The 22,769-nt window shown below is 69.0% G+C and carries 20 protein-coding genes; 13 read left to right on the top strand and 7 right to left on the bottom strand.

The genetic code is table 11. The features are described 5' to 3' along the window. The first annotated feature begins 219 nt into the window (after positions 1–219). Together LGN19_RS15230 and LGN19_RS15225 are read left to right on the top strand one after the other, a co-directional pair. A complete protein-coding gene (locus LGN19_RS15230; RefSeq protein ID WP_011351716.1) occupies positions 220–429 on the top strand; it encodes an ornithine acetyltransferase in 210 nt (69 codons plus the stop codon). 178 nt (positions 430–607) lie between these two features. Then, positions 608–1,162, top strand: coding sequence for an RBBP9/YdeN family alpha/beta hydrolase (locus LGN19_RS15225; RefSeq protein ID WP_226215659.1), 555 nt, complete (start codon positions 608–610; stop codon positions 1,160–1,162). Positions 1,163–1,231: 69 nt separating this feature from the next. Here LGN19_RS15225 and LGN19_RS15220 read toward each other — a convergent pair whose 3' ends face one another. Beyond that, positions 1,232–2,452 (bottom strand): CaiB/BaiF CoA transferase family protein, encoded by a 1,221-nt coding sequence (locus tag LGN19_RS15220; RefSeq protein ID WP_226215657.1) that lies wholly within the window; start codon positions 2,450–2,452, stop codon positions 1,232–1,234. A gap of 248 nt (positions 2,453–2,700) precedes the next feature. On the opposite strand from LGN19_RS15220, the gene alaS reads away from it, so the two are divergent. Then, a complete protein-coding gene (gene alaS / locus LGN19_RS15215) occupies positions 2,701–5,325 on the top strand; it encodes an alanine--tRNA ligase (protein WP_226215655.1) in 2,625 nt (874 codons plus the stop codon). Between the two features lie 126 nt (positions 5,326–5,451). Here alaS and LGN19_RS15210 read toward each other — a convergent pair whose 3' ends face one another. Continuing rightward, complete coding sequence (locus LGN19_RS15210) at positions 5,452–6,366, bottom strand: LysR family transcriptional regulator (protein ID WP_122945104.1); 915 nt, start codon at positions 6,364–6,366, stop codon at positions 5,452–5,454. Between the two features lie 123 nt (positions 6,367–6,489). Between LGN19_RS15210 and LGN19_RS15205 the strand changes: the two genes are divergently transcribed. The 8 genes from LGN19_RS15205 to LGN19_RS15170 all read left to right on the top strand — a co-directional run bounded on the left by LGN19_RS15205 (position 6,490) and on the right by LGN19_RS15170 (position 13,505). Beyond that, positions 6,490–7,731 (top strand): YbfB/YjiJ family MFS transporter, encoded by a 1,242-nt coding sequence (locus LGN19_RS15205; RefSeq protein WP_226215653.1) that lies wholly within the window; start codon positions 6,490–6,492, stop codon positions 7,729–7,731. A gap of 121 nt (positions 7,732–7,852) precedes the next feature. Continuing rightward, a complete protein-coding gene (locus LGN19_RS15200; protein ID WP_226215652.1) occupies positions 7,853–8,389 on the top strand; it encodes an NUDIX domain-containing protein in 537 nt (178 codons plus the stop codon). 139 nt (positions 8,390–8,528) lie between these two features. Further along, on the top strand, positions 8,529–8,966 hold the full coding sequence (locus tag LGN19_RS15195; protein WP_226215651.1) for an acyl-CoA thioesterase: 438 nt from the start codon (positions 8,529–8,531) through the stop codon (positions 8,964–8,966). A gap of 7 nt (positions 8,967–8,973) precedes the next feature. Next, positions 8,974–9,909, top strand: a complete 936-nt coding sequence (locus LGN19_RS15190) for a branched-chain amino acid ABC transporter permease (RefSeq protein ID WP_174961389.1) — start codon at positions 8,974–8,976, stop codon at positions 9,907–9,909. Then, positions 9,902–11,131 carry a branched-chain amino acid ABC transporter permease gene (locus LGN19_RS15185; protein WP_226215650.1) on the top strand — a complete coding sequence of 410 codons (1,230 nt, stop codon included), beginning with the start codon at positions 9,902–9,904 and terminating at the stop codon, positions 11,129–11,131. The genes LGN19_RS15190 and LGN19_RS15185 overlap by 8 nt, the downstream gene beginning before the upstream one ends. Beyond that, positions 11,128–11,880, top strand: a complete 753-nt coding sequence (locus LGN19_RS15180; protein WP_226215649.1) for an ABC transporter ATP-binding protein — start codon at positions 11,128–11,130, stop codon at positions 11,878–11,880. The genes LGN19_RS15185 and LGN19_RS15180 overlap by 4 nt, the downstream gene beginning before the upstream one ends. Next, complete coding sequence (locus LGN19_RS15175) at positions 11,877–12,581, top strand: ABC transporter ATP-binding protein (protein WP_226215648.1); 705 nt, start codon at positions 11,877–11,879, stop codon at positions 12,579–12,581. The genes LGN19_RS15180 and LGN19_RS15175 overlap by 4 nt, the downstream gene beginning before the upstream one ends. Positions 12,582–12,758: 177 nt before the next feature. Further along, positions 12,759–13,505 (top strand): glucose 1-dehydrogenase, encoded by a 747-nt coding sequence (locus LGN19_RS15170; protein ID WP_122945110.1) that lies wholly within the window; start codon positions 12,759–12,761, stop codon positions 13,503–13,505. A gap of 53 nt (positions 13,506–13,558) precedes the next feature. On the opposite strand, the gene LGN19_RS15165 is transcribed toward LGN19_RS15170, so the two are convergent. The 5 genes from LGN19_RS15165 to LGN19_RS15145 all read right to left on the bottom strand — a co-directional run bounded on the left by LGN19_RS15165 (position 13,559) and on the right by LGN19_RS15145 (position 19,870). Beyond that, entirely contained in the window at positions 13,559–14,053 is a 495-nt protein-coding gene (locus LGN19_RS15165) for a heme-degrading domain-containing protein (RefSeq protein ID WP_122946648.1), read from the bottom strand. Between the two features lie 83 nt (positions 14,054–14,136). Further along, positions 14,137–14,952 (bottom strand): 5-deoxy-glucuronate isomerase, encoded by an 816-nt coding sequence (gene iolB, locus LGN19_RS15160; RefSeq protein WP_226215647.1) that lies wholly within the window; start codon positions 14,950–14,952, stop codon positions 14,137–14,139. Positions 14,953–14,996: 44 nt separating this feature from the next. Next, on the bottom strand, positions 14,997–15,926 hold the full coding sequence (gene iolE / locus LGN19_RS15155) for a myo-inosose-2 dehydratase (protein ID WP_226215645.1): 930 nt from the start codon (positions 15,924–15,926) through the stop codon (positions 14,997–14,999). Positions 15,927–15,987: 61 nt separating this feature from the next. Further along, positions 15,988–17,871, bottom strand: coding sequence for a 3D-(3,5/4)-trihydroxycyclohexane-1,2-dione acylhydrolase (decyclizing) (gene iolD / locus LGN19_RS15150; RefSeq protein ID WP_226215643.1), 1,884 nt, complete (start codon positions 17,869–17,871; stop codon positions 15,988–15,990). A gap of 40 nt (positions 17,872–17,911) precedes the next feature. Continuing rightward, positions 17,912–19,870: a bifunctional 5-dehydro-2-deoxygluconokinase/5-dehydro-2-deoxyphosphogluconate aldolase gene (locus LGN19_RS15145; RefSeq protein WP_122945113.1), complete on the bottom strand. Its 1,959-nt coding sequence runs from the start codon at positions 19,868–19,870 to the stop codon at positions 17,912–17,914. Between the two features lie 307 nt (positions 19,871–20,177). Here LGN19_RS15145 and LGN19_RS15140 point away from each other — a divergent pair, with 307 nt between their 5' ends. Together LGN19_RS15140 and LGN19_RS15135 are read left to right on the top strand one after the other, a co-directional pair. Continuing rightward, a complete protein-coding gene (locus tag LGN19_RS15140; RefSeq protein ID WP_226215641.1) occupies positions 20,178–21,104 on the top strand; it encodes a sugar ABC transporter substrate-binding protein in 927 nt (308 codons plus the stop codon). A gap of 68 nt (positions 21,105–21,172) precedes the next feature. Then, entirely contained in the window at positions 21,173–22,756 is a 1,584-nt protein-coding gene (locus LGN19_RS15135; protein ID WP_174961344.1) for a sugar ABC transporter ATP-binding protein, read from the top strand. Positions 22,757–22,769: the final 13 nt, after the last annotated feature.

Raw genomic sequence — 22,769 nt, 5'->3', positions numbered from 1 at the left:
GCGTCGCGCCGGTTTAATCCCGTGATTCTACCTGACCGGGGTCCGTCCCGCGCGGCTTGCGGCATGACAGACGCGGGTTTCGACCGATTATCTCGATATTGTGTCGGCTGTAACACGACGTAAATCGGATTGCCCGGGCCGTTTGGCGTTGCCTATGATGGCCTCACCGATTCAATGCCGCCGTTCGGGTTGCCGCGCGGCGGGAGGAAACTAAAAATCATGATGAAGAAGACCACGTTTATCGTTCGTACCGCCGTGATTGTCGCGGCCCTGTCGCAACTTGGCGCATGCGCGATGACGCATACGCAGCGCAATGCCGGTATCGGCGCGGCCGCAGGCGGCGCGCTCGGCTACCTGGTGACGGGCGGCCCGCTCGGCACGGTCGCGGGCGCCGCGGCGGGCGGTATCGTCGGCGCGAACGTGCGCTGACCGATGACATGACGCGAGCCGCCTGCCAGGCGGCTTGCCGTCCGGTCGTGACGCTGTTCCGAATGCGTCCCGACCCCACGCACATCCTTCCGGTTTCAGACAGGCGGCATCAGGGAGGAACGGGTGTGCGACACTGCGTCGACGCCACATAACGATTTCACTCGTCGACGCACTTTCCATGAGCCGATTCCCCGTTCTCGTCCTGCCGGGCTACGCCAATTCGGGCCCGCTTCATTGGCAGAGCCGCTGGGAGCGTGCCGATGCACGCTTCTCGCGCGTCGCGATGCCCGACTGGGACAGTGCGTTCCGCAACGGCTGGTGTCTCGCACTCGATCGCGCGGTCGAAGCCGCGCGCGGCCCGGTACTGCTTGCCGGTCACAGTCTCGGTACGCTGACTGCCGCGTGGTGGGCGACGCGCTATGCGCGCCCGGCCGCGCTCGCGAAAGTGCGCGGCGCGTTACTGGTCGCGCTGCCCGATCCCGACGGTCCCGCGTTTCCGTGCGATGCGCACGGCTTCGGGCCCGTGCCGTATGAACGGCTGCCGTTTCCGACCTGCGTCGTCGCCAGCAGCGACGATCCGTATGGCTCGCTCGCGTTCGCCCGCACCTGCGCGAGCGCATGGGGCAGCGCATTCCACGAGATCGGCCCGCGCGGCCACATCAATGCAGACAGCGGGCTGGGCGACTGGCCCGATGCGCGCGGCTGGCTCGACGCGCTCGCCCGTCGCGATTGATCGCGCGGGGCGGGGCGGTGGCTGAGGCCGTTGCCACGCGCCCACCCGCACCCGCCCCGCCCGCCGTCCTCAGATCGCCTGTTTCGCCCGCAGGCTGGCGATCTTCGCGTCGTCGTAGCCGAGCATGTCGCGCAGCACGTCGTCGGTCTGCGCGCCGAGCAGCGGCGGGGCCGTGCGCGCGTCAGGCGGCGTCGCGCTCATCCGGATCGGGTTGCGGACGAGCTTCGCGTCCGCCCCGCACGGGTGCGGCAGCGACACCTGCATCCCGCGCGCGACGACCTGCTCGTTGTCGAACACCTCGTCGAGATCGTTGATCGGCCCGCACGGCACGCCGGCCGCTTCGAGCGCGCCGATCCAGTCGGCCTTGTCGCGCGCCTTCACCATCTCCGCGAGGATCGGCACCAGCGTGTCGCGGTGGCGCACGCGCGACGGATTCGTCGCAAAACGCTCGTCGTCGGCCAGCCCGGGCGGGCCGCCGACCTCGACGAACTTGCGGAACTGCCCGTCATTGCCGACCGCGACGATGATCCACCCGTCACGCGTCTGGAACGTCTGGTACGGCACGATGTTCGGATGCGCATTGCCCCAGCGCACCGGCGGCTTGCCGCTCGCGAGGAAGTTGGTGTTCATGTTCGCGAGCAGCGCGACCTGCACGTCGAGCAGCGCCATGTCGATGTACTGGCCTTCGCCCGTCCGGTCGCGGTGCGCGAGCGCGGCGAGCACCGCGATCGTCGAATAGAGGCCGGTCGCGAGGTCGGCGATCGCGACGCCGGCCTTCTGCGGGCCGCCGCCCGGCTCGCCGTCGCGCTCGCCGGTGATGCTCATGAAGCCGCCGATCCCCTGGATGATGAAGTCGTAGCCCGCGCGGTGCGCGTACGGGCCCGTCTGGCCGAAGCCGGTGACCGAGCAGTAGACGAGATCGGGCTTCACCGCGCGCAGCGAGTCGTAATCGAGCCCGTATTTCTTCAACTGGCCGACCTTGTAGTTCTCGAGCACGACATCGCTCTGCGCGGCGAGCTCGCGCACGATCTGCTGGCCCTCGGGCGTCGCGATGTCGACCGTCACCGAGCGCTTGTTGCGGTTCGCCGCCAGGTAGTACGCGGCTTCTGCGGTATCCGCGCCGTCCGCGTCCTTCAGGTACGGCGGCCCCCAGTGGCGCGTGTCGTCGCCGGCGCCCGGGCGCTCGACCTTGATCACGTCCGCGCCGAAATCGGCAAGCGTCTGCGCGCACCACGGGCCCGCGAGCACGCGGGTGAGGTCCAGCACGCGGATATGGCTCAGGGCACCCATCGTCGAATCGTCTCCTTTCATGGCTGGCCTTGTCGGGCAAGGCCGGTTGGCATGCCGAGCATCTTAAGGCGAATCGGCCGCGGCGGTGGCCCGGTGCACTCGTCCGCGGAGGCGGGCCGCCCGCGCGGCCGCGCCGGCTGGGGCGTCAGTCTGTATCGTATAATCGAGCGTTTACGATAACTGCCGCCGTGCGTCCGCGAGGACGGCCGGCGTTTGAAGCCGTCTCAGCCAGACATTCCCCGCACGCCATGAAAGCTGCCGAAATCCGCGAGAAATTCCTCAAATTCTTCGAATCGAAGGGCCACACGATCGTCCGCTCGTCGAGCCTCGTGCCCGGAAACGACCCCACGCTGATGTTCACGAACTCGGGCATGGTCCAGTTCAAGGACGTGTTCCTGGGCACCGATCCGCGCCCGTACTCGCGCGCCACGACGGCACAGCGCAGCGTGCGCGCGGGCGGCAAGCACAACGACCTCGAGAACGTGGGCTACACGGCGCGCCACCACACGTTCTTCGAGATGCTCGGCAACTTCTCGTTCGGCGACTACTTCAAGCACGACGCGATCAAGTTCGCGTGGGAGCTGCTGACCACGGTCTACCAGCTGCCGAAGGACAAGCTGTGGGTCACGGTCTACCAGGAAGACGACGAAGCGTACGACATCTGGGCGAAGGAAGTCGGCGTGCCGACTGAGCGCATCATCCGCATCGGCGACAACAAGGGCGCGCGCTACGCGTCGGACAACTTCTGGACGATGGGCGACACGGGCCCGTGCGGCCCGTGCACGGAAATCTTCTACGATCACGGCCCGGACGTGTGGGGCGGCCCGCCGGGGTCTCCTGAAGAAGACGGCGATCGCTACATCGAGATCTGGAACCTCGTGTTCATGCAGTTCAACCGCGACGCGCAGGGCAACATGACGCGCCTGCCGAAGCAGTCGGTCGACACCGGCATGGGCCTCGAGCGTCTCGCCGCGGTGCTGCAGCACGTGCACAGCAACTACGAGATCGACCTGTTCCAGAACCTGATCAAGGCCGCCGCGCGCGTGACCGACATCAGCGACCTCACGAACAACTCGCTGAAGGTGATCGCCGATCACATCCGCGCGTGCTCGTTCCTGATCGTCGACGGCGTGATTCCCGGCAACGAAGGCCGCGGCTACGTGCTGCGCCGCATCGTGCGCCGCGCGATCCGCCACGGCTACAAGCTCGGCCGCAAGGGTGCGTTCTTCCACAAGCTGGTGGCCGACCTCGTCGCCGAGATGGGCGTCGCGTATCCGGAGCTGAAGGAAGCCGAACAGCGCGTGACCGACGTGCTGCGCCAGGAAGAAGAGCGCTTCTTCGAGACGATCGAGCACGGCATGTCGATCCTCGAAGCCGCGCTGGCCGACGTCGAGGCGAAGGGCGGCAAGGTGCTCGACGGCGAGCTCGCGTTCAAGCTGCACGACACCTACGGCTTCCCGCTCGACCTCACGGCCGACGTGTGCCGCGAGCGCGGGATGACGGTCGACGAACCGGCGTTCGACGACGCAATGGCGCGCCAGCGCGAACAGGCGCGTGCGGCCGGCAAGTTCAAGGCCACGCAGGGCCTCGAATACACGGGCGCGAAGACCACCTTCCACGGCTATGAGGAAATCGCGTTCGACGACGCGAAGATCGTCGCGCTGTACGTCGACGGTTCGTCAGTCAAGGAAGTGAAGACCGGCCAGGACGCAGTCGTCGTGCTCGACCACACGCCGTTCTACGCGGAATCGGGCGGCCAGGTCGGCGACCAGGGCGTGCTCGCAAACGCCGCGACGCGCTTCGCGGTGGCCGATACGCTGAAGGTGCAGGCCGACGTGATCGGCCACCACGGCACGCTGGAACAAGGCACGCTGAAGGTCGGCGACGTGCTGCGCGCGGAGATCGACGCGCACCGTCGTGCGCGCACGCAGCGCAACCACTCGGCGACCCACCTGATGCACAAGGCGCTGCGCGAAGTGCTCGGCGCGCACGTGCAGCAGAAGGGTTCGCTGGTCGACGCGGAAAAGACCCGCTTCGACTTCGCGCACAACGCACCGATGACCGACGACGAAATCCGTCGCGTCGAGCAGATCGTCAACAACGAAATCCTCGCGAACGCGCCGGGCATCGTGCGCGTGATGCCGTACGACGAAGCGGTGAAGGGCGGCGCGATGGCGCTGTTCGGCGAGAAGTACGGCGATGAAGTGCGCGTGCTCGACCTCGGCTTCTCGCGCGAACTGTGCGGCGGCACGCACGTGAGCCGCAGCGGCGACATCGGCTTCTTCAAGATCGTCGTCGAAGGCGGCGTCGCGGCCGGCATCCGCCGTGTCGAGGCGATCACCGGCGACAACGCGGTGCGCTACGTGCAGGAACTCGACGCCCGCGTGAACGAAGCCGCGGCCGCGCTGAAGGCGCAGCCGTCGGAACTCACGCAGCGTATCGCGCAGGTGCAGGACCAGGTGAAGTCGCTCGAGAAGGAACTGGGCGCGCTGAAGTCGAAGCTCGCATCGAGCCAGGGCGACGAGCTCGCGCAGCAGGCCATCGAAATCGGCGGCGTGTTCGTGCTGGCCGCGACGCTCGACGGCGCCGACGCGAAGACGTTGCGCGAAACGGTCGACAAGCTGAAGGACAAGCTGAAGAGCGCGGCGATCGTGCTGGCAGCGGTCGAAGGCGGCAAGGTCAGCCTGATCGCGGGCGTCACGCCCGACGCGAGCAAGAAGGTCAAGGCCGGCGAGCTCGTGAACTTCGTCGCGCAGCAGGTCGGCGGCAAGGGCGGTGGCCGTCCGGACATGGCGCAGGCAGGCGGCACCGAGCCGGCGAACCTGCCGGGCGCGCTGGCTGGCGTGAAGGGCTGGGTCGAAGAGCGGCTCTGATCGTCACGACCGATGTGATGCCGCCTCGTTGCGGCATCGCGTGACATGAAAAAGACCCGATCGGCATGTGCCGGTCGGGTCTTTTTGTTGGTGCGCCGGCACAATGTGTGCCGGCCGCCCGACGATTCAGGCCGGCACGGTGACCGGCGGCTTCGCCGCACCGTCCGGTTGCCGCGCGGCTTCGGTGAGCGCCTCGCGCAACGCGGCCAATGCCGCCGACGCATAACCCTGCCGCCACGCGAGCAGCGTGTCGATGCCTTCCAGTTCGGGGATCGCATGCGCGGCGATGTTGCCGGTTTCGGGCTGCAGGTCGAGCACCGAGCGCGGCGCGACCGCGACGCCGGCACCCGCTGCGACGCACGCGACGATCGCGTGATACGACCCGAGTTCGAGCACGCGTGCCGGTTTGACGCCGTGCGCCGCGTACCACTGCTCGACGTACTTGCGATACGAGCAGCCGCGCTCGAATGCGATCAGCGTCGGCAGGATCACGTCGCGTGGCGTGCGCACGGGCGGATGGCCGCGTGGGGTGAGCAGCACCAGGTTCTCACGGAACACCGGCACCGTCTCGAACGTGTCGGGCAGCATGTTCGGCGCGGGTGGGCGGGCGAACAGCGCGGCGTCGATCTCGAAGTCGCGCACGCGGTCGATCAGCCAGCCCGTCGTGCCCGTCAGCAGTTCGAGCGATACGTCGGGCCATGCGTGGTGGTAGCGCGCGAGCACGGTCGGCAGGCGGCTGGCGGCCGTGCTCTCCATCGTGCCGAGCCGCAGCCGCCCGCGCGGCGTGTCCTCTCGCACCGCGTCGCGCGCCTCGTCGGCGAGCGCGAGCAGGCGCTCCGCATACGGCAGCAGCGTGTGCCCGGCGGGTGTCAGCACGAGCCGGCGGCCGTCGCGCACGAACAGCGCCGCGCCGAGTTCTTCCTCGAGCTGCTTGATGCGCGTCGTGACGTTCGACTGCACGCGATTGAGCTTGGCCGCCGCGCGCGTCACGCCGTTCTCGCGCACTACGGCCCGGAAAATCGCCAGCGCCGCCAGATCCATGATTCTCTCCGAGCGATGAGTGGATTCTTAATTATTCATTTTTCGAGAACGTTTGGTCAAGCTACGATGGAAGCATTCCGATTTCCGATCCGGCTGGCGCGTTGAACGCCGGCCCATGCCGCCATGTCCCGCTCCGATGCCCCGACCGCTGCCGCCGCACCTCCCGTCGATGACGCCGACCGCCGCGCCCGCACGGCCGCACTGGCCTGCATGGTCGGCCTCGCGGTCGTGCTCGGCGTCGGCCGCTTTGCGTTCACGCCCTTGTTGCCGCTGATGCTTGCGGACGGCTCGATCGGCCTGAAGGCCGGCGGCTGGCTCGCATCGGCGAACTATGCGGGCTACTTCGTCGGTGCGGTCAGTTGCGCGGCGCTGCGCTTTGCGCCCGCGCGAATGGTGCGCTTCGGGCTCGTGGCCACCGTGTTGCTCACGGCCGCGATGGGCGTCGGCCACCTGCTGCCGGTATGGCTCGCGGTGCGCTTCGTCGCGGGCGTCGTCAGCGCGTGGACGTTCGTGTTCGTGTCGCAGTGGGGGCTGCGGCGGCTGACCGAACTGCATGCGCCCGAGTGGAGCGGGGTGATCTACGCGGGGCCCGGCGTCGGCATCGTGGTGACGGGGCTGATCGGCAGCGCGCTGGTCGGCCAGCGCGCTGCATCGGGCTGGCTCGGTTTCGCGGCGCTGTCGGCCGTGCTGTCGGTCGCGATCTGGCGCACGTTTGCAGTTGCGCCGGCGCAAGCCGGAGCGCCGCGCGGCGCCGCGCCGCACGCGGCCGCCGCAACCGCGGCGACGCCGGCCCCTACGCACCGTCATCGCGCGGACGCCGCATGGCTCGTCGTGCTGTACGGCATGCCGGGCTTCGGCTACATCATCACCGCGACATTCCTGCCCGTGATCGCGCGCGCCGCGCTGCCGGCCGGTTCGCCGTGGCCCGACCTGTTCTGGCCGATGTTCGGCGCGGCGCTGATCGTCGGCGCGATCACCGCTGCGCGGCTGCCCGGCCACTGGGACAACCGTCTGCTGCTGGCTGCCGGCTGCGCGACGCAGGCGCTCGGCATTGCCGCCGGGATCGTGTGGCCGAACGCGGCCGGCTTCTCGGTCGGCAGCGCGCTGCTCGGCCTGCCGTTCACCGCGATCACGCTGTTCGCGATGCGCGAAGCGCGGCGTTTGCACGGCGAGCGGGCCGCCGGGCTGATGGGCTATGCGACCGCGTCGTATGGAGTCGGTCAGATTCTCGGCCCGCTCGTCGCGGCGCCGCTGGCCGCGCGCTTCGGGTCGTTTTCCCCGGCGCTGTGGGTGGCGGTGGCCGCGTTGCTGCTGGGTGCCGCCGGCTTCGCGGCGACCGCCGCACGAGGGCGCCTGCAACCCTGAAATCGACGGGGACGGATCGTCTGCGGCACGGGCAAACTCGCTAGAATGAAGCCTTTCCCGCGCCGAGCGGGTGCGCGGGCAGCCGGCTGGCGGCCGTCCGGCGCCTGCCAGATCCCCATCGATGACCACCGCCGACTACCGCTTTTGCCCGCGCTGCGCGAGCCCGCTCACCGAGCGCGCCGATCCCGACCATGAAGGCGGCCGCATTCGCCAGGCGTGCCCCGACGACAGCTGCGGCTATGTGCACTGGAACAACCCGTTGCCCGTCGTCGCCGCGATCGTCGAGCTCGACGGCAAGATCCTGCTCGCGCGCAACGCGGCGTGGCCCGAAGGGATGTTCGCGCTGATCACCGGCTTCCTCGAGAACGGCGAAACGCCCGAGGACGGCATCGCGCGCGAGGTGTTCGAGGAAACGGCGCTGAAGGCCGAGCACGTGTCGCTCGTCGGCGTCTATGAATTCATCCGCAAGAACGAGTTGATCATCGCGTACCACGTGCGTGCGTCGGGCACGGTCGCGCTGTCGCCGGAACTGCTCGAATACAAGCTCGTCGATCCGCCGCTGCTGCGCCCGTGGCGCACCGGCACGGGCGTCGCGCTCGCCGACTGGATGCGAGCGCGCGGCCTCGATTTCGAGTTCGTCGACCGGCCGGGGCAGTGACGGGCCGGCCTGCCCGCAGCGTTGCATCCGCCGTGCCGCGATCGATCGCAGCGCGGCACTCTGCTTCGTGCCGGTGCGCCGTGTCCTGCGGCCGCCGCGCTTCGTCCACCTCGCTTCCCTCGTCCTGACCGCCATCGCCATGTCCGACAAGCCGCAACCGCGTCCGCGCGACGCCTATCGCCACTTCCTGCTGATCACGACCCGCTGGATGGACAACGACGTCTACGGGCACGTGAACAACGTCGTCTACTACAGCTACTTCGACACGGTCGTGAACGAATACCTGATCCGCGCGGGCGTGCTCGACGTCGAGCACGGGCAGACGATCGGCCTCGTGGTCGAGACGCAGTGCAACTACTTCGCGCCGCTGGTGTTTCCGCAGTCGGTCGACGCGGGGCTGCGGGTCGTGAAGCTCGGCACGTCGAGCGTGCGCTACGAAGTCGGGCTGTTCGCGCAGGGCGAAGCCACGCCCGCCGCACAGGGGCACTTCGTGCACGTGTACGTCGATCGCGGCACGCGCCGGCCGGTGCCGCTGCCCGACGCGCTGCGCGCCGCGCTCGAGCCGCTCGCCGCCTGACTGCGCGGTGCACGCGTTCGCGCTCCAGGCCTTCAACGGCCTCAGCTACGGCTTGCTGCTGTTCATGCTGTCGGCCGGACTCACGCTGATCTTCAGCGTGCAGGGCGTGCTCAACTTCGCGCATGCGAGCTTCTACATGCTCGGCGCGTATGTCGGCTACAGCATCGCGGCCAGCGCGGGTTTCTGGCCCGCGCTGGTGCTTGCGCCGCTCGCGGTCGGGCTGCTCGGCGCCGGTTGCGAACGCATGCTGCTGCGCCGTGTGCAGGCGCGCGGCCATACGAGCGAACTGCTGCTGACCTTTGGCCTCGCGTACCTGATCGGCGAGGGCGCGAAACTCGTGTGGGGGCTTGCGCCGCTGCCGGCGCCCGTGCCGGCGCTGTTCGATGGCGCGCCCGTGACCGTATTCGGCCTCGCGCTGCCGCGCTACCGGTTGTTCATGATGGGGATGTCCGCGACGATGCTGGTCGCGCTCGGCGCGTTGCTGCGCGCGTCGCGCATCGGGCTCGTCGTGCGCGCGGCGCTCACGCATCGCGCGGCCGTCGAGGCGCTCGGCTATGACGTGCCGCGCGTGATGACGGCGCTGTTCGGCGCGGGCACCGCGCTCGCGGCGCTGGCCGGCGTGATCGGCGCGCCGCTCGCGGTGATCGAGCCCGCGCTGGCCGAAACCGTCGGGTCGGTCGTGTTCGCGGTCGTCGTGATCGGCGGGCTCGGCTCGCTTGGCGGCGCGTTCGCGGCGTCGCTCGCGGTCGGCTTCGCGCAGACCTTCGCGGCTGCGAGCGATACGTCGCTGCGCGACCTCACGGAATGGGCCGGCATCGCGCTGCCCGACAGCGTGGCCGCGGTGTCGATCGCGCAGCTGGCGCCGCTGGTGCCGTACCTGCTGCTCGTCGCGGTGCTGGTCGCGCGGCCGCGCGGGCTGTTCGGGGAGCGTGCCGATGCGTAACCACGCGCTCGCCGGCGTCGCGCGCTGGTCCCTGTTCGCCGCGTGCGTCGCGCTGCCCGCGTGGCTGTGGCCGCATGGCGCGGTGCTCGGCTATCTCGCGCAGACGGCCGCGCTCGTCGTGCTCGCACTGTCGTACAACCTGCAGCTCGGCACGACCGGGCTGCTGTCGTTCGGGCACGCGGCGTTCGCGGGCCTCGGCGCGTTCGCGGCCGCGCACTGGTTCAACCACTTGGGCGGCCCGCTGCCGCTGTTGCCGCTCGTCGGCGGCGTGGCCGGTGCCGTGTTCGGCTTCGCCGCCGGGCTGCTCGCGACGCGCCGTTCGGGCACCGCGTTCGCGATGATCACGCTCGGGCTCGGCGAATGCGTCGCGGCCGCCGCGTGGAGCGTGCCGGCCTGGTTCGGCGGAATCGGCGGCGTGCCGATCGACCGCGCGAGCGGCACGCCGTGGGGCGGCTGGCATTTCGGCGCACCCGTCCAGGCGTATGCGGTGATCGCCGCGTGGTGTCTCGCATCGGCGTGGGCGATGCACGCGCTGACGCGCACGCCGCTTGCGCGGCTCGCGAATGCGGTGCGCGACAACCCCGTGCGCGTCGCCGCGCTCGGCACCGATCCGCGCCGCGTACGGCTCGCGATGGTCACCTGCGCATCGTTCTTCGCAGGCGTCGCCGGCACGCTGACGCTGATCGACGTCGAAATCGCGACACCCGACAGCGTGTCGATGGCGCGTTCGGCGACCGTGCTGATCGCCGCGGTGATCGGCGGCACCGGCGCGTTCTTCGGGCCGGCGGCCGGGGCCGTCGTGCTGACCGTGCTGAGCATCGTCGTGGCGGGCGTATCGCGCGCGTGGGCGCTGTATCTCGGCGTGCTGTTCGTCGCGATCGTCGTGGCCGCGCCGCGCGGGATCGCCGGCATCGTGCAAGCGCTCGCGCAGGCGTTGCGGCGCGGCGCGCCGGCGGCCGAGCGGTGGCGCATGCTGTGCGCGGTCGGCGCGTGCGTGTTCTGGGGCGTCGCGATCGTCTGCGCGGCCGAGCTCGGCTATGCGTGGCGCTTCTCGCAGGACGACGGCGCGGGCTTCGCGTTCGGCGCCTGGGGTATCGACGCCGATACGCCGGCCGGCTGGGCCGTCGCATGCTCGGCGTTCGGTATCGGCACGCTGCTGTGGGGCTGGCGCGCGCGGCTCGTGCCGGGCGGGCAGGCCGGCAAGCGGGAGGGCGGGCGATGAACGGCAATGCGATCGCGCTTCACGGCATCGTGCAGCGCTTCGGCGCGCAGACGGTGCTCGACGGCGTCGAGCTGAGCATCGCGGCCGGCGAGCGTCATGCACTGATCGGGCCGAACGGCGCGGGCAAGTCGACGCTGTTCGGCGTGATCGCCGGTGCAACGCGGCCTACGCGCGGGCGCGTCGTGCTGCACGGCGTCGAGCTGCGCGGGCGCGGGCCGGTCGTCGCGAGCCGGCTCGGCATCGGCCGCAGTTTCCAGCAGACGAGCGCGTTCGCGCGGCTGACCGTGTTCGACAACCTGCGCTGCGCGGCGCTGCATGCACCGGCCGAACGGCGGCGCTGGTGGAACCGGCTGCGCGAATCGGCGTCGGTCGATCGCGCGGCCGCACGCGTGCTGCACGACATCGGCCTCGATGCGCATCGCGACACGCTGGCCGGCGAACTGAGCTATGCGGAACAGCGCGCGCTCGATCTCGGGATCGCACTCGCGAGCGGCGCACGCACGCTGCTGCTCGACGAGCCGACGGCCGGCATGAGCCGTGCGCAGGCGGCGCGGATGATCGCGCTGATTCGCGCGACGACGCAGGGTCGCACGGTCCTGCTGATCGAACACGACATGGACGCGGTGTTCGGCTTCGCCGAACGCATCACGGTGCTCGTGCGCGGCACGGTGGTCGCGACCGGCGCGCCGGATGCGATCCGCGCCGATCCGGCCGTGCGTGCCGCCTATCTGGGCGAGGGCAGCCCATGAGCGCGTTGCTCGAGATTCGCGACCTGCGCGCATGGTACGGGCTGCAACCGGTGCTCGACGGCGTCGATCTCGCGCTGGCGCCGGGCGAGACGCTCGCGCTGCTCGGCCGCAACGGCTCGGGGCGTTCGACGCTCGCGAAGGCGGTAATGGGGCTCGTGCGCACGGCCGGCTCGGTGCGCATCGCCGGCGCGGAGTGCGTGGGGGCACGCACGTTCGAGATCGCGCGGCGCGGCGTGGCTTACGTCGCCGAAAGCCGCGACGTGTTCCCGCTGCTGACGGTACGCGACAACCTGCGGCTCGGGCTGCGCGGTGCCAGCGGTGCGGCCGAACGCGCGGCGCTCGAACGGCTGTTCGACCGTTTTCCGTTGCTGGCCGCGCGCGCGGACGTGAAGGCGGCGCGGCTGTCGGGGGGCGAGCAGCAGGTGCTCGCGCTGGTGCGGGCGCTGGCCGGCCGCCCGCGCGTGCTGATCGTCGACGAGCCGGCCGAAGGGCTCGCGCCGCTCGCGGTCGACGAAGTCGGCGCGTGCCTCGCTGCGCTGCAAGCCGACGGCGTTGCGATCGTGCTGATCGAGCAGCGGCTGCAGTTCGCGCCGCGGCTCGCGCGGCGCGTCGCCGTCATGGGGCGCGGACGGATCGTCTACGACGGCACGCTCGACGGCCTCGGCGGCGAGGTCGCGAACGCATGGCTGAGTGCCGGCTGACGGTGCGCGCGAGATTGTTCGGCAAACTCCGCCAGTCAATTCGTGCCGAGCCGCTTTATCGCCGCCGGAACGCACAGTAAATTGCCAGTCATGCCGGTCGCCGCATCCACGCATCCACGTCCCCGCGCGGGGCAACCGGTGCCATCCATCGAAAGTCTTGGACTGAGGAATGAAATCATGAGCAAGCTGGCAAACAAGGTCGCGATCGTCACGGGCGGGTCGAAGGGCATCGGCGCGGCGATCGCGAAGGCACTGGCCGCGGAAGGCGCGTCGGTCGTCGTCAACTATGCGAGCAGCAAGGCGGGTGCCGACGCGGTCGTCGGCGCGATCGTCGAGGCCGGCGGCCGCGCGGTCGCGGTGGGCGGCGACGTGTCGAAGGCAGCCGACGCGCAGCGCATCGTCGACACGGCGATCGACACGTACGGCCGTCTCGACGTGCTCGTCAACAATTCCGGCGTGTACGAATTCGGTGCGATCGAGGAGATCACGGAAGAACATTACCGCCGCCAGTTCGACACGAACGTGTTCGGCGTGCTGCTGATGACGCAGGCAGCCGTCAAGCATCTCGGTGAAGGCGCCAGCATCGTCAACATCAGCTCGGTGGTGACCAGCATCACGCCGCCCGCCAGCGCCGTCTACAGCGGTACCAAGGGCGCGGTCGACGCGATCACCGGCGTGCTCGCGCTCGAACTCGGCCCGCGCAAGATTCGCGTGAACGCGATCAACCCGGGGATGATCGTGACCGAGGGCACGCACAGCGCGGGCATCATCGGTTCCGATCTCGACAAGCAGGTGCGCAGCGAGACGCCGCTCGGCCGCCTCGGCGAGCCGGACGACATCGCGTCGGTTGCCGTGTTCCTCGCCTCGGACGACGCGCGCTGGATGACCGGCGAGCATCTCATCGTGAGTGGCGGGTTGAACTGATCCTGCAAGGGCGGTGCATCAGCGCGCGTGTGCCGATCGTGCCGCCCGTCCCGTTACGCGTGCATCGCGAGCGCGTAACGGCCGACGTGCCACTGCAGGCTCTCGACGACGAGCGCGTGATTGTGTTCCGAGTCGAGCCCCGCGATCGTCATCGCGCCGACGATGCCGGCACCGGCGATCCGCAACGGCACGCCGCCGCCGTCGAGCGCATAGTCGTCATCCGACAGCCCCTGCGACTGCAGCGACCAGCCGGCGCGGCGAAAGCGCTCGCCGACCGCGAGCGAACTGAGGCCGAAGCGCAACACCGTGTTCTGCCGCCGGCGGATCGCGTCGCTGTCGCCGGCGTGGCTGCCGTCGAGCGCGCAGTAGAACAGCGGCGCCTGCTCGCCGACGATGCTCACCGCAATCGGCAGCCCGCGGCGCGACGCGAGGTTGACCGCGATCTCACCCATCCGGCGGGCGACCGCCGCATCGAAGCGCGGCAGCGCGGGGTTCGACGCGTCGTCGTCGAAGGCTTGGGGGTCGAGGCGAAAGAGGGTCGTCACCATGGCGGCTCCGTGGCGTCGCCGGCGCTGGGTGCGCGTGCCGGGCGTCGCATCGTCACGGGCCGCGCGCGGGCCCGTCTTTTCCATCAGCGCTTCGGTGCGTCGAGCATCCATTCGTGCGCGGGATCGTTCTTGAACGCCCATGCGCGGCTCGGCCCGGCCATCACGTTCAGGTAGTACAGGTTGTAGCCGTGCGGCGCGACCACCGGGTGGTAGCCGCGCGGCACCATCACGACGTCGTGGTTCTCGACCGCGCACGCTTCGTCGAGGCTGCGGTCGTCCGTGTACACGCGCTGGAACGCGAAACCCTGCGGCGGATCGATCCGGTGGTAATAGGTTTCCTCGAGCGACGTTTCTTCAGGTGCCGCGTCGCGGTCGTGCTTGTGCGGCGGATAGCTGCTCGAATGGCTCGCCGGCGTGACGACTTCGACCACGAGCAGCCGGTCGGCGGCCGGGTTGTCGCCCATCAGGATGTCGCACACGTAACGCGTGTTGGTGCCTTGCCCGCGTACCGAGCGGCGCATCCGCTCGCCATCGAGGCGTTGCACGGGCTTGTCGCCGCTCACGTATGGCGCGGTGCACAGCGCGATTTCCGCATCGCGCGTCGCGACCAGCGTAACCGTCTTGCCGCCCGGCACGTACAGCGCGTCCGGCGAGACATCCTCGAAGACACTGTCGCGCTTGCCGAGCGCATCGTAGGTGGTGCCGTCGACGTCCGCGCGCACCGTGCCCGTGAGCACGACGACGCACAGTTCGCGCGCGCCGGTGTCGAGGGTTTCGGTATCGCCGGCCTGCAGCCGCAGCGCACGGAAACCGACGTGCTTCCAGCCGGCCGACTCGGGCGTGACGTTGCAGATTTCGCGGTCGGCAGAGGCCTTGACCAGCAGGGGAGAAATCGTCATGGGGTGGGGCTCCGCAACAGGGTAGGGCTCATGCGTTCACGCGCTTACGCGCTCAACCGGTCGACGATCGCGCGCAGCGATTCGTAGCCCTTCTTCGCATACGCATAGCTCGGCGCGACAGCCGGGTCCTGCTCGGCCTCGACGACGAGCCAGCCTTCGTAGCCGGCGTCCTTCAGCGTGTGCAGCGTCGCCTCGTAGTCGAGCGCGCCGTCGCCCGGCACCGTGAAGGTGCCGTTGATTACGCCGTTCAGGAAGCTCCAGCCGTCGTTGCGCGCCTGCGTGACGACCTGCGGCCGCACGTCCTTGCAATGTACGTGGACCACCCGTGACACATGCTTCTTCAGCAGCTTCACCGGGTCGGCCGCGCCACCGAAATACGCGTGGCCGGTGTCGAACAGCAGGAACACCTTCGCCGGGTCGGTGAGTGCCATCAGCCGGTCGACGTCGTCGGGCGACTCGACGTACGCGCCCATGTGGTGATGGTAGGCGAGCTTGATCCCGTACGTGTCGAGCAGGTGCGCGCCGAACGCGTCGAGGCGTGCCGCGTAGCGCCGCCATGCTTCATCGTCGACGAAGCGCGGCCGCTTCGCGACCGGCGTGTCGATGTTGCCCTGGATCGTGCCCGCGCATTCGCCGTAGACGACTACCTTCACGTCGTTGTACTGCAGCTTCGTCATGTGCGCGCGGCAGCGTTCGATTTCCGCGGCGACCGCATCGGCGTCGCTCATGCCCGGTTCGACTTCGGCGAGGAAGCCCGAATACCAGCCCGACACGCACACGAGCCCGAACTCGGCGAGCTTCGCTTTCAGTTCGGGGCCCGTCTTCGGAAACTTGTTGCCGAGCTCGAAGCCCGCGTAGCCGATTTCGGCGCCTTCCTTCAGCGCCGTTTCGAGCGGCGTCTCGCCGCCGAGCGACGGCAGATCGTCGTTCATCCACGACAGGGGATTGATACCGATGCGTACGTTCCAGCTCATGACGTGTTTCCTTGGTTCGAATGTGTTTTTCGCGGGGAGGGTGCGTGGGCCGTGCGCGCCATCAGCGCCGCTGCCGGGTCTTCGCATCGAGATACGCGTGGTGTGCTGCGTCGACGCCGGCGCGTTCGGACACTTGCGGCACCGCGACTTCCCACCATGCGCCGCCGTCGTCGGTCGTGCGGCGGTGCGTGGTGTCGATCACGAGTACCTGGCTCTTCTTCGCCGCGCGGGCGCGCTTCATTTCGCTGCGCAGCTCGCCGATGTCGCGCACGTGCACGGCTTCGGCGCCCATCGCGCGCGCATGCATCGCGAAATCGATCGTCGAGCGCTCGCCGCCCTCCGGCACGCAGTCGTCGAGCATGTTGTTGAAGCTCGCGCCGCCGCAATTCAGTTGCAGCCGCTCGATGCAGCCGTAGCCGCGGTTGTCGAGGATCACGACGATGATCTTGCGGCCGAGCATCACGGACGTCGCGAGTTCCGCGTTGAGCATCATGTACGAGCCGTCGCCGACGATCACGATCACTTCGCGCTCGGGCCGCGCGAGCTTCGCGCCCAGGCCGCCCGCGACCTCGTAGCCCATGCACGAGTACGCATAGTCCATGTGGTAGTTGCCCGGCACGCCGCTGCGCCACAGCTTGTGCAGTTCGGCCGGCAGCGTGCCGGCCGCGCACACGACGAGGTCGTCGCGCGCGCTGTCGCGTCCCGCGTCGGTTGCGGAATCGCGCACCGCGCCGATTACTTCCGCGTCATACGGCAACGTGTCTGTCGGCACGCGCGTCGTCAGCTCGGTCACGCGCGCGTTCCATGCGGCGGCCTGGTCGCGGTTGCTTGCGGTCCATGCCGGATCGGCGCGCCAGCCGGCCAGCGCGGCCGACAGCTGGCCGAGGCCCGTGCGCGCATCGGCCACCAGTTGACGGCCGCGTTTCTTGCCGGCGTCGAACGGCTGCACGTTCAGGCTCAATAGCGTCGCATTGCCAAAGAGCGCATGCGAGCCGGTCGTGAAGTCCTGCAGCCGCGTGCCGACCGCGAACACCACGTCGGCCTGCGCGGCCGCGCGGTTCGCGGCAGGCGAGCCCGTCACGCCGATCGAGCCGAGATTCAGCGGATGGTCCCACGCGAGGCTGCCCTTGCCGGCCTGCGATTCGGCGACCGGCACGCCATGCGTATCGGCGAACGCGCGCAGTGCGTCCCATGCCTGGCTGTACAGCACGCCGCCGCCCGCGACGATCAGCGGCTTCTTCGCGGCCTTCAGCACGTCGAGCGCATCGGCGAGCTCGAGCGCGTCGGCCGGCGCCCGGCGCATCCGGATCACCGGCGGCGCGAAGAAGTCCTCGGGCCAGTCGTACGCGAAGGTCTGCACGTCTTGCGGCAACGCGAGGCACACGGGGCCGCATTGCGCGGGATCGGTCATCACCTGGATCGCGCGCGGCAACGCGACGAGCAGCTGCTCGGGCGACGTGATCCGGTCGAAGTAGCGCGTCACGGGCCGGAAGCAGTCGTTCGCGCTGACGTCGCCCTGTTCGAAATCCTCGACCTGCTGCAGCACCGGGTCGGGCAGACGCGACACGAATACGTCGCCGGGCAGCAGCAGCAACGGCAGCCGGCCGACGTGCGCGAGTGCGGCCGACGTCAGCATGTTGGTCGCGCCGGGGCCGATGCTCGACGTCGCGGCCATCATCCGCTGGCGGAAATTCGCTTTCGCGAACGCGACGGCTGCATTGGCCATCCCTTGCTCGTTGTGGGCGCGGAAGGTCGGCAGCCGGTCTTTTTCGGCGTGCAGCGCCTCGCCGAGCCCGGCCACGTTGCCGTGACCGAAGATCGCGAACACGCCGCCGCAGTACGGCAGGATCTCGGTGCGGCCGTCGGGCTGGACGACTTCGGCGCGCAGGGCGGCCAGGTAGCGCACGAGCGCCTGGCTGACGGTCAGTCTCACGGTAGAGGTCATGTCGGTCGGTGAAGAGGAAGGGGTCATCGCAGGCGTCGCGTCAGGCCGCGGCGGCGCGGGCGGCCGCGGCACGGCGGCCGAGCCACGCATCCACGAGCTGCGCGAAATTGCCGGCGACTTCGTCGATCAGCGCCTGGTCGTCGATCCGGCCGGCGAACCAGTTCAGCGACGCATCGGCCCACAGCGTGCGCCCAACCATGAAGCCCTTGACGATCGGGTTGGTCGCCGAGCGGAAGCTGTCGACGAGATAGTCCAGCGGCTGGTTCAGCCCGAGGATCACTGCGCCGCGGCAGTGCGGATCGCGCTCGGCGATCAGCGCTTCGAGCCGCGCCCAGCCGTCGGCGCTCAGCGGCGTGAGCTTCCACCATTCGGGCATCACGCCGAGGTTGTAGAAGCGCGCGATCGTGCGCAGCACCGCGTCGTCCTCGGTGCCGGCCGGCGTGACCGCGCGCGGCGGAATCATTTCCAGCAGCAGCTCGTTGCCGCTGGCGCGCGTGGCTTCCCACAGTTCCAGCACGCGCTGTTCCTGTTCGACGCGCAGGTCCACCTGGTCATCGGGGTGATAGTGAACGAGGCACTTCACGACCTGTTCGGTCGGCCAGTGCGTGAGCGACGAGCCGACCGAGCGCGTTTCGTCGAAACGCAGCGGCCGCGAGCCCGGCAGCTCGACCGGGCGGCCGACCCACCAGCCACGCCCGGTGGCCGACGCGAGCGCGTCGCTGCCGTAGCCGCCGCCGTCGATCAGCACGCCGACATGGCCTTCGATCTGACGATCGCGCTCGACTTGTTCGACCGCGCGCACGAGCAGGCGCTTCAGCGTCTTGATCCGCGCTTCGTCCGCGCCGGCCTGCACCGCGAGTTCGTAGAACTGGCTGCGATGGTCGAACGCCATCACGCACAGGTCGTCCCATTCCCGGCGCGGCACCGTCACGCGATGCAGGTGCGCGAGCGTCTGGTCGGCATCGACCACCGGATTGCGGCTGCCGTCGAACCAGTGCGCGAGCTCGGCCGGCGTCGGCATCGCGGCCGAGCACGCATGGCGCGACACGACGATCGCGCCGCACGCGTTCGCGATGCGCGTCGACTCGGCCCAGTCGCGGCCGCGCAGCAGCCCCGACAGCAGGCCCGACAGGAACGCGTCGCCCGCGCCGAGCACGTTGAGCACCTCGACGCGTTCGCCGAGGAAGGTCGGCGCATCGTCGAGGCGGGGGGGAATGTCGCCTTCGATCACGCAGCAGCCGAGCGCGCCGCGCTTGACGACCAGCGTCGCGTTCGTGATCTTGCGCACCGCCTGCAACGAGCCGATCACGTCGTGCGGCACGCCGCCCGCGATCAGGAATTCCTCCTCGGTGCCGACCAGCAGGTCGAATTCGCCGAGCACCTGCTGCAGTTGCCGCGTCACCTGCGCGTCCGGCACGTAGCGGTTCTCACCGGCGCCGCGCGCGGTCAGGCCCCACAGCACGGGCCGGTAGTCGATGTCGAGGATCCGCACGACGCCGTGGCGGCGCGCATAACCGAGCGCCGTCAGCGACGCCTCGCGCGTGCCCGGCGTCGACAGGTGCGTGCCGGTGATCGCGAGCGCGCGGCAGCCGGCGATGAAGTCCTCGCGGATCTCGTCGGCGCGCACGGCCATGTCCGCGCAGTTCTCGCGCATGAAGAGCAGCGGGAACGTGTCGCGATCCTTCAGCCCGAGCAGCACCAGCGCGGTGAGTCGTTCGCGATCGGTCTGCAGCTGGCTCGTATCGCAGCCTTCGCGCTCGAGCGTCTCGCGCAGGAAGCGGCCCATCTGCTCGTCGCCGACGCGCGAGATCATCGCGGTCTTCAGCCCGAGCCGGGCCACGCCGAACGCGACGTTGCCGGACGAGCCGCCGAGATACATCTGGAAAGTGCGCGCGTCTTCCAGGCGGCTGCCGTACTGCTGCGCATAGAGATCCACGGCCACGCGGCCGAGGCAGGCGAGATCGATGGGGCGGTCACTCGGAAAGTTCAGCAGGCTCATATCACGTGTCACGCTCGCGGCCGGCGTTCGGCGATGCCGGCAGATTAGGGGACCGATCCGTTCGCGGTCGTCCGCACCGTGCGCTGCACGACGCGGGACTGCCTGCCGCAAGGAATCGGGCTACGGAACGGAGTCTAGACTTTTTGGAAATCCAGTTCCCTAGGTGAAATCACGTAGAAATAAATTTCCAAATTTTCGAGGAAGTGATCTACAGTTTCATCCGGATGCTTCAGTCCGTATCGGACTCGGCCCGGCGGCGCGCAACGCGCCGTCTTCCGCCCCCCGGAGATGAGGAGACAGATTGATCATGAAGACCAAGCTGATGGCCGTCGCGGCCGCCGCGATCCTGGCTGTGCCGCTCGCGCATGCCGAGAAGATCGGCGTGACGATGGCGTCGTTCGACGACACGTTCCTGACCATCCTGCGCAACAGCATCGCCGATTCGGCGAAGAAGGACGGCGCGACGGTACAGATCGAGGACGGCGGCAACGACGTCGGCAAGCAGTTGAGCCAGGTCCAGAACATGATCGCGCAGAAGGTCGACGCGATCATCGTGAACGCGGTCGATACCGACGCGACGCCGAAGATCACCAAGATGGTGACGGCCGCGAAAATCCCGCTCGTGTACGTGAACCGCAAGCCGGTCGATTTCGACAAGCTGCCGGCCGGCGTCGCGGTGGTCGCGTCCGACGAGAAACAGTCGGGCACGCTGCAGGCGCGCCAGGTGTGCAAGCTGCTCGGCGGCAAGGGCGACCTGCTCGTGCTGATGGGCGAGCTGTCCAACGAATCGGCGCGCGCCCGCACCAAGGACATCGAGGACGTGATCGCGACGAAGGATTGCGCGGGCATGAAGATCGTCGACAAGCGCGAAGGCAAGTGGAGTCGCACGCAGGGCCAGGACATCACGATGAACTGGCTGAGCTCCGGGACGAAGTTCGACGCGATCGTGTCGAACAACGACGAGATGGCGATCGGCGCGATCAACGCGCTGAAGGCCGCGCGCAAGCTGACGCCGAAAACGATCGTCGCCGGCATCGACGCGACGCCGGACGGCCTTGCGTCGATGAAGAGCGGCGAGCTGAAGGTGTCGGTCTACCAGAATGCGGCCGGGCAGGGGCAGCAGGCCGTCGCGGCCGCGCTCAAGCTCGCGAAGAAGCAGCCCGTCGACCGTTTCGTGAACGTGCCGTTCGAGCTCGTGACGCCCGAGAACATGAACCAGTACGCGAAGCACTGACCGGTGATCCGTTGAACTGCGCGAGCCCGGCATGGCCGGGTTCGCGCGCGACTCGTCGAGGAACGTCCATGTTTACAGCCAGGATCGCGCGCCCGATGGCCGGCGGCGATGCGCCGGCCGCTTCGTCCGGCTCCACCGGCTCGTCGGCCCCGCCGGCTTCTTCCGCGGCCGACTGCGTGCTCGAGGTACGCGGCGTCGGCAAGACCTTTCCGGGCGTCGTCGCGCTCGACGGCGTGCAGTTCCGCGTGCGCCGCGGCACCGTCCATGCGCTGATGGGCGAGAACGGCGCGGGCAAGTCGACGCTGATGAAGATCATCGCGGGCGTCTACACGCCCGACCAGGGCGAGATCCTGATCAACGGCGAGCCCGTCGTGCTGAACGGCCCGCTCGATGCACTCAACCGCGGCATCGCGATGATCCACCAGGAACTCAACCTGATGCCGTACATGACGGTCGCGGAGAACATCTGGATCCGCCGCGAACCGAAGAACCGCTTCGGCCTGATCGATCACACGGCGCTGCGCCGCCAGACGGCCGAACTGTTCGAGCGGCTGTCGATCGACATCGATCCGGAAACCGACGTGCGCACGCTGACCGTCGCGAGCCGCCAGATGGTCGAGATCGCGAAGGCCGTGTCGTTCGATTCCGACGTGCTGATCATGGACGAGCCGACCTCCGCTCTGACCGACAAGGAAGTCACGCACCTGTTCCGGATCATTCGCCAGCTGCGCGAGCAGGGCAAGGGCATCGTCTACATCACGCACAAGATGAACGAGCTGTTCGAGATCGCCGACGAGTTCTCGGTGTTCCGCGACGGCAAGTACATCGGCACGCATGCGTCGAGCGACGTCACGCGCGACGACATCATCCGCATGATGGTCGGGCGCGAGATCACGCAGATGTTCCCGAAGGAGGAGGTGCCGATCGGCGAGGTCGTGCTGTCGGTGCAGAACCTCGGCGTCGACGGCGTGTTCCGCGACGTGAGCTTCGAGCTGCGCGCGGGCGAGATCCTCGGCGTGGCCGGCCTCGTCGGCTCGGGGCGCTCGAACGTTGCCGAGGCGCTGTTCGGCGTCGTGCCGGCCACGACGGGCGAGATCCGGATCGACGGCAAGCCGGTGCGCATCGCGACGCCCGCGCAGGCGATGAAGCACGGGATGGCCTTCCTCACCGAAGACCGCAAGGACACCGGCTGCTTCCTGAATCTCGACCTGCTCGCGAACATGGAAGCCGCGGTGCTCAGTAACCGCTACGTGAAGTTCAATTTCGTGCAGCAGGCGCAACTGAAGCGCGACTGCGAGGAAATGAGCCGGATGCTGCGCGTGAAGTCGCCCGGGCTGCACGAGGAGATCCAGAACCTGTCGGGCGGCAACCAGCAGAAGGTGCTGATCGGCCGGTGGCTGCTCACGCAGCCGCGCATCCTGATCCTCGACGAGCCGACGCGCGGCATCGACGTCGGTGCGAAGGCCGAGATTCACCGGCTCGTCAGCGCGCTCGCCGGCAAGGGCGTCGCGGTGCTGATGATCTCGTCGGAAATGCCGGAAGTGCTGGGAATGAGCGATCGCGTGATGGTGATGCACGAAGGGCGCATGACCGGCATCGTCGATCGCAAGGACGCCGACCAGGTCCGCATCATGGATCTCGCGTCGCGTTGAGCCGAAACAAGAT

The sequence above is a fragment of the Burkholderia sp. AU30198 genome, from assembly GCF_020419825.1.
Taxonomy (GTDB): Bacteria; Pseudomonadota; Gammaproteobacteria; order Burkholderiales; family Burkholderiaceae; genus Burkholderia.
Note: the sequence above shows the minus strand (reverse complement) of the source record. Positions and strands in the feature narration are given on the sequence as shown.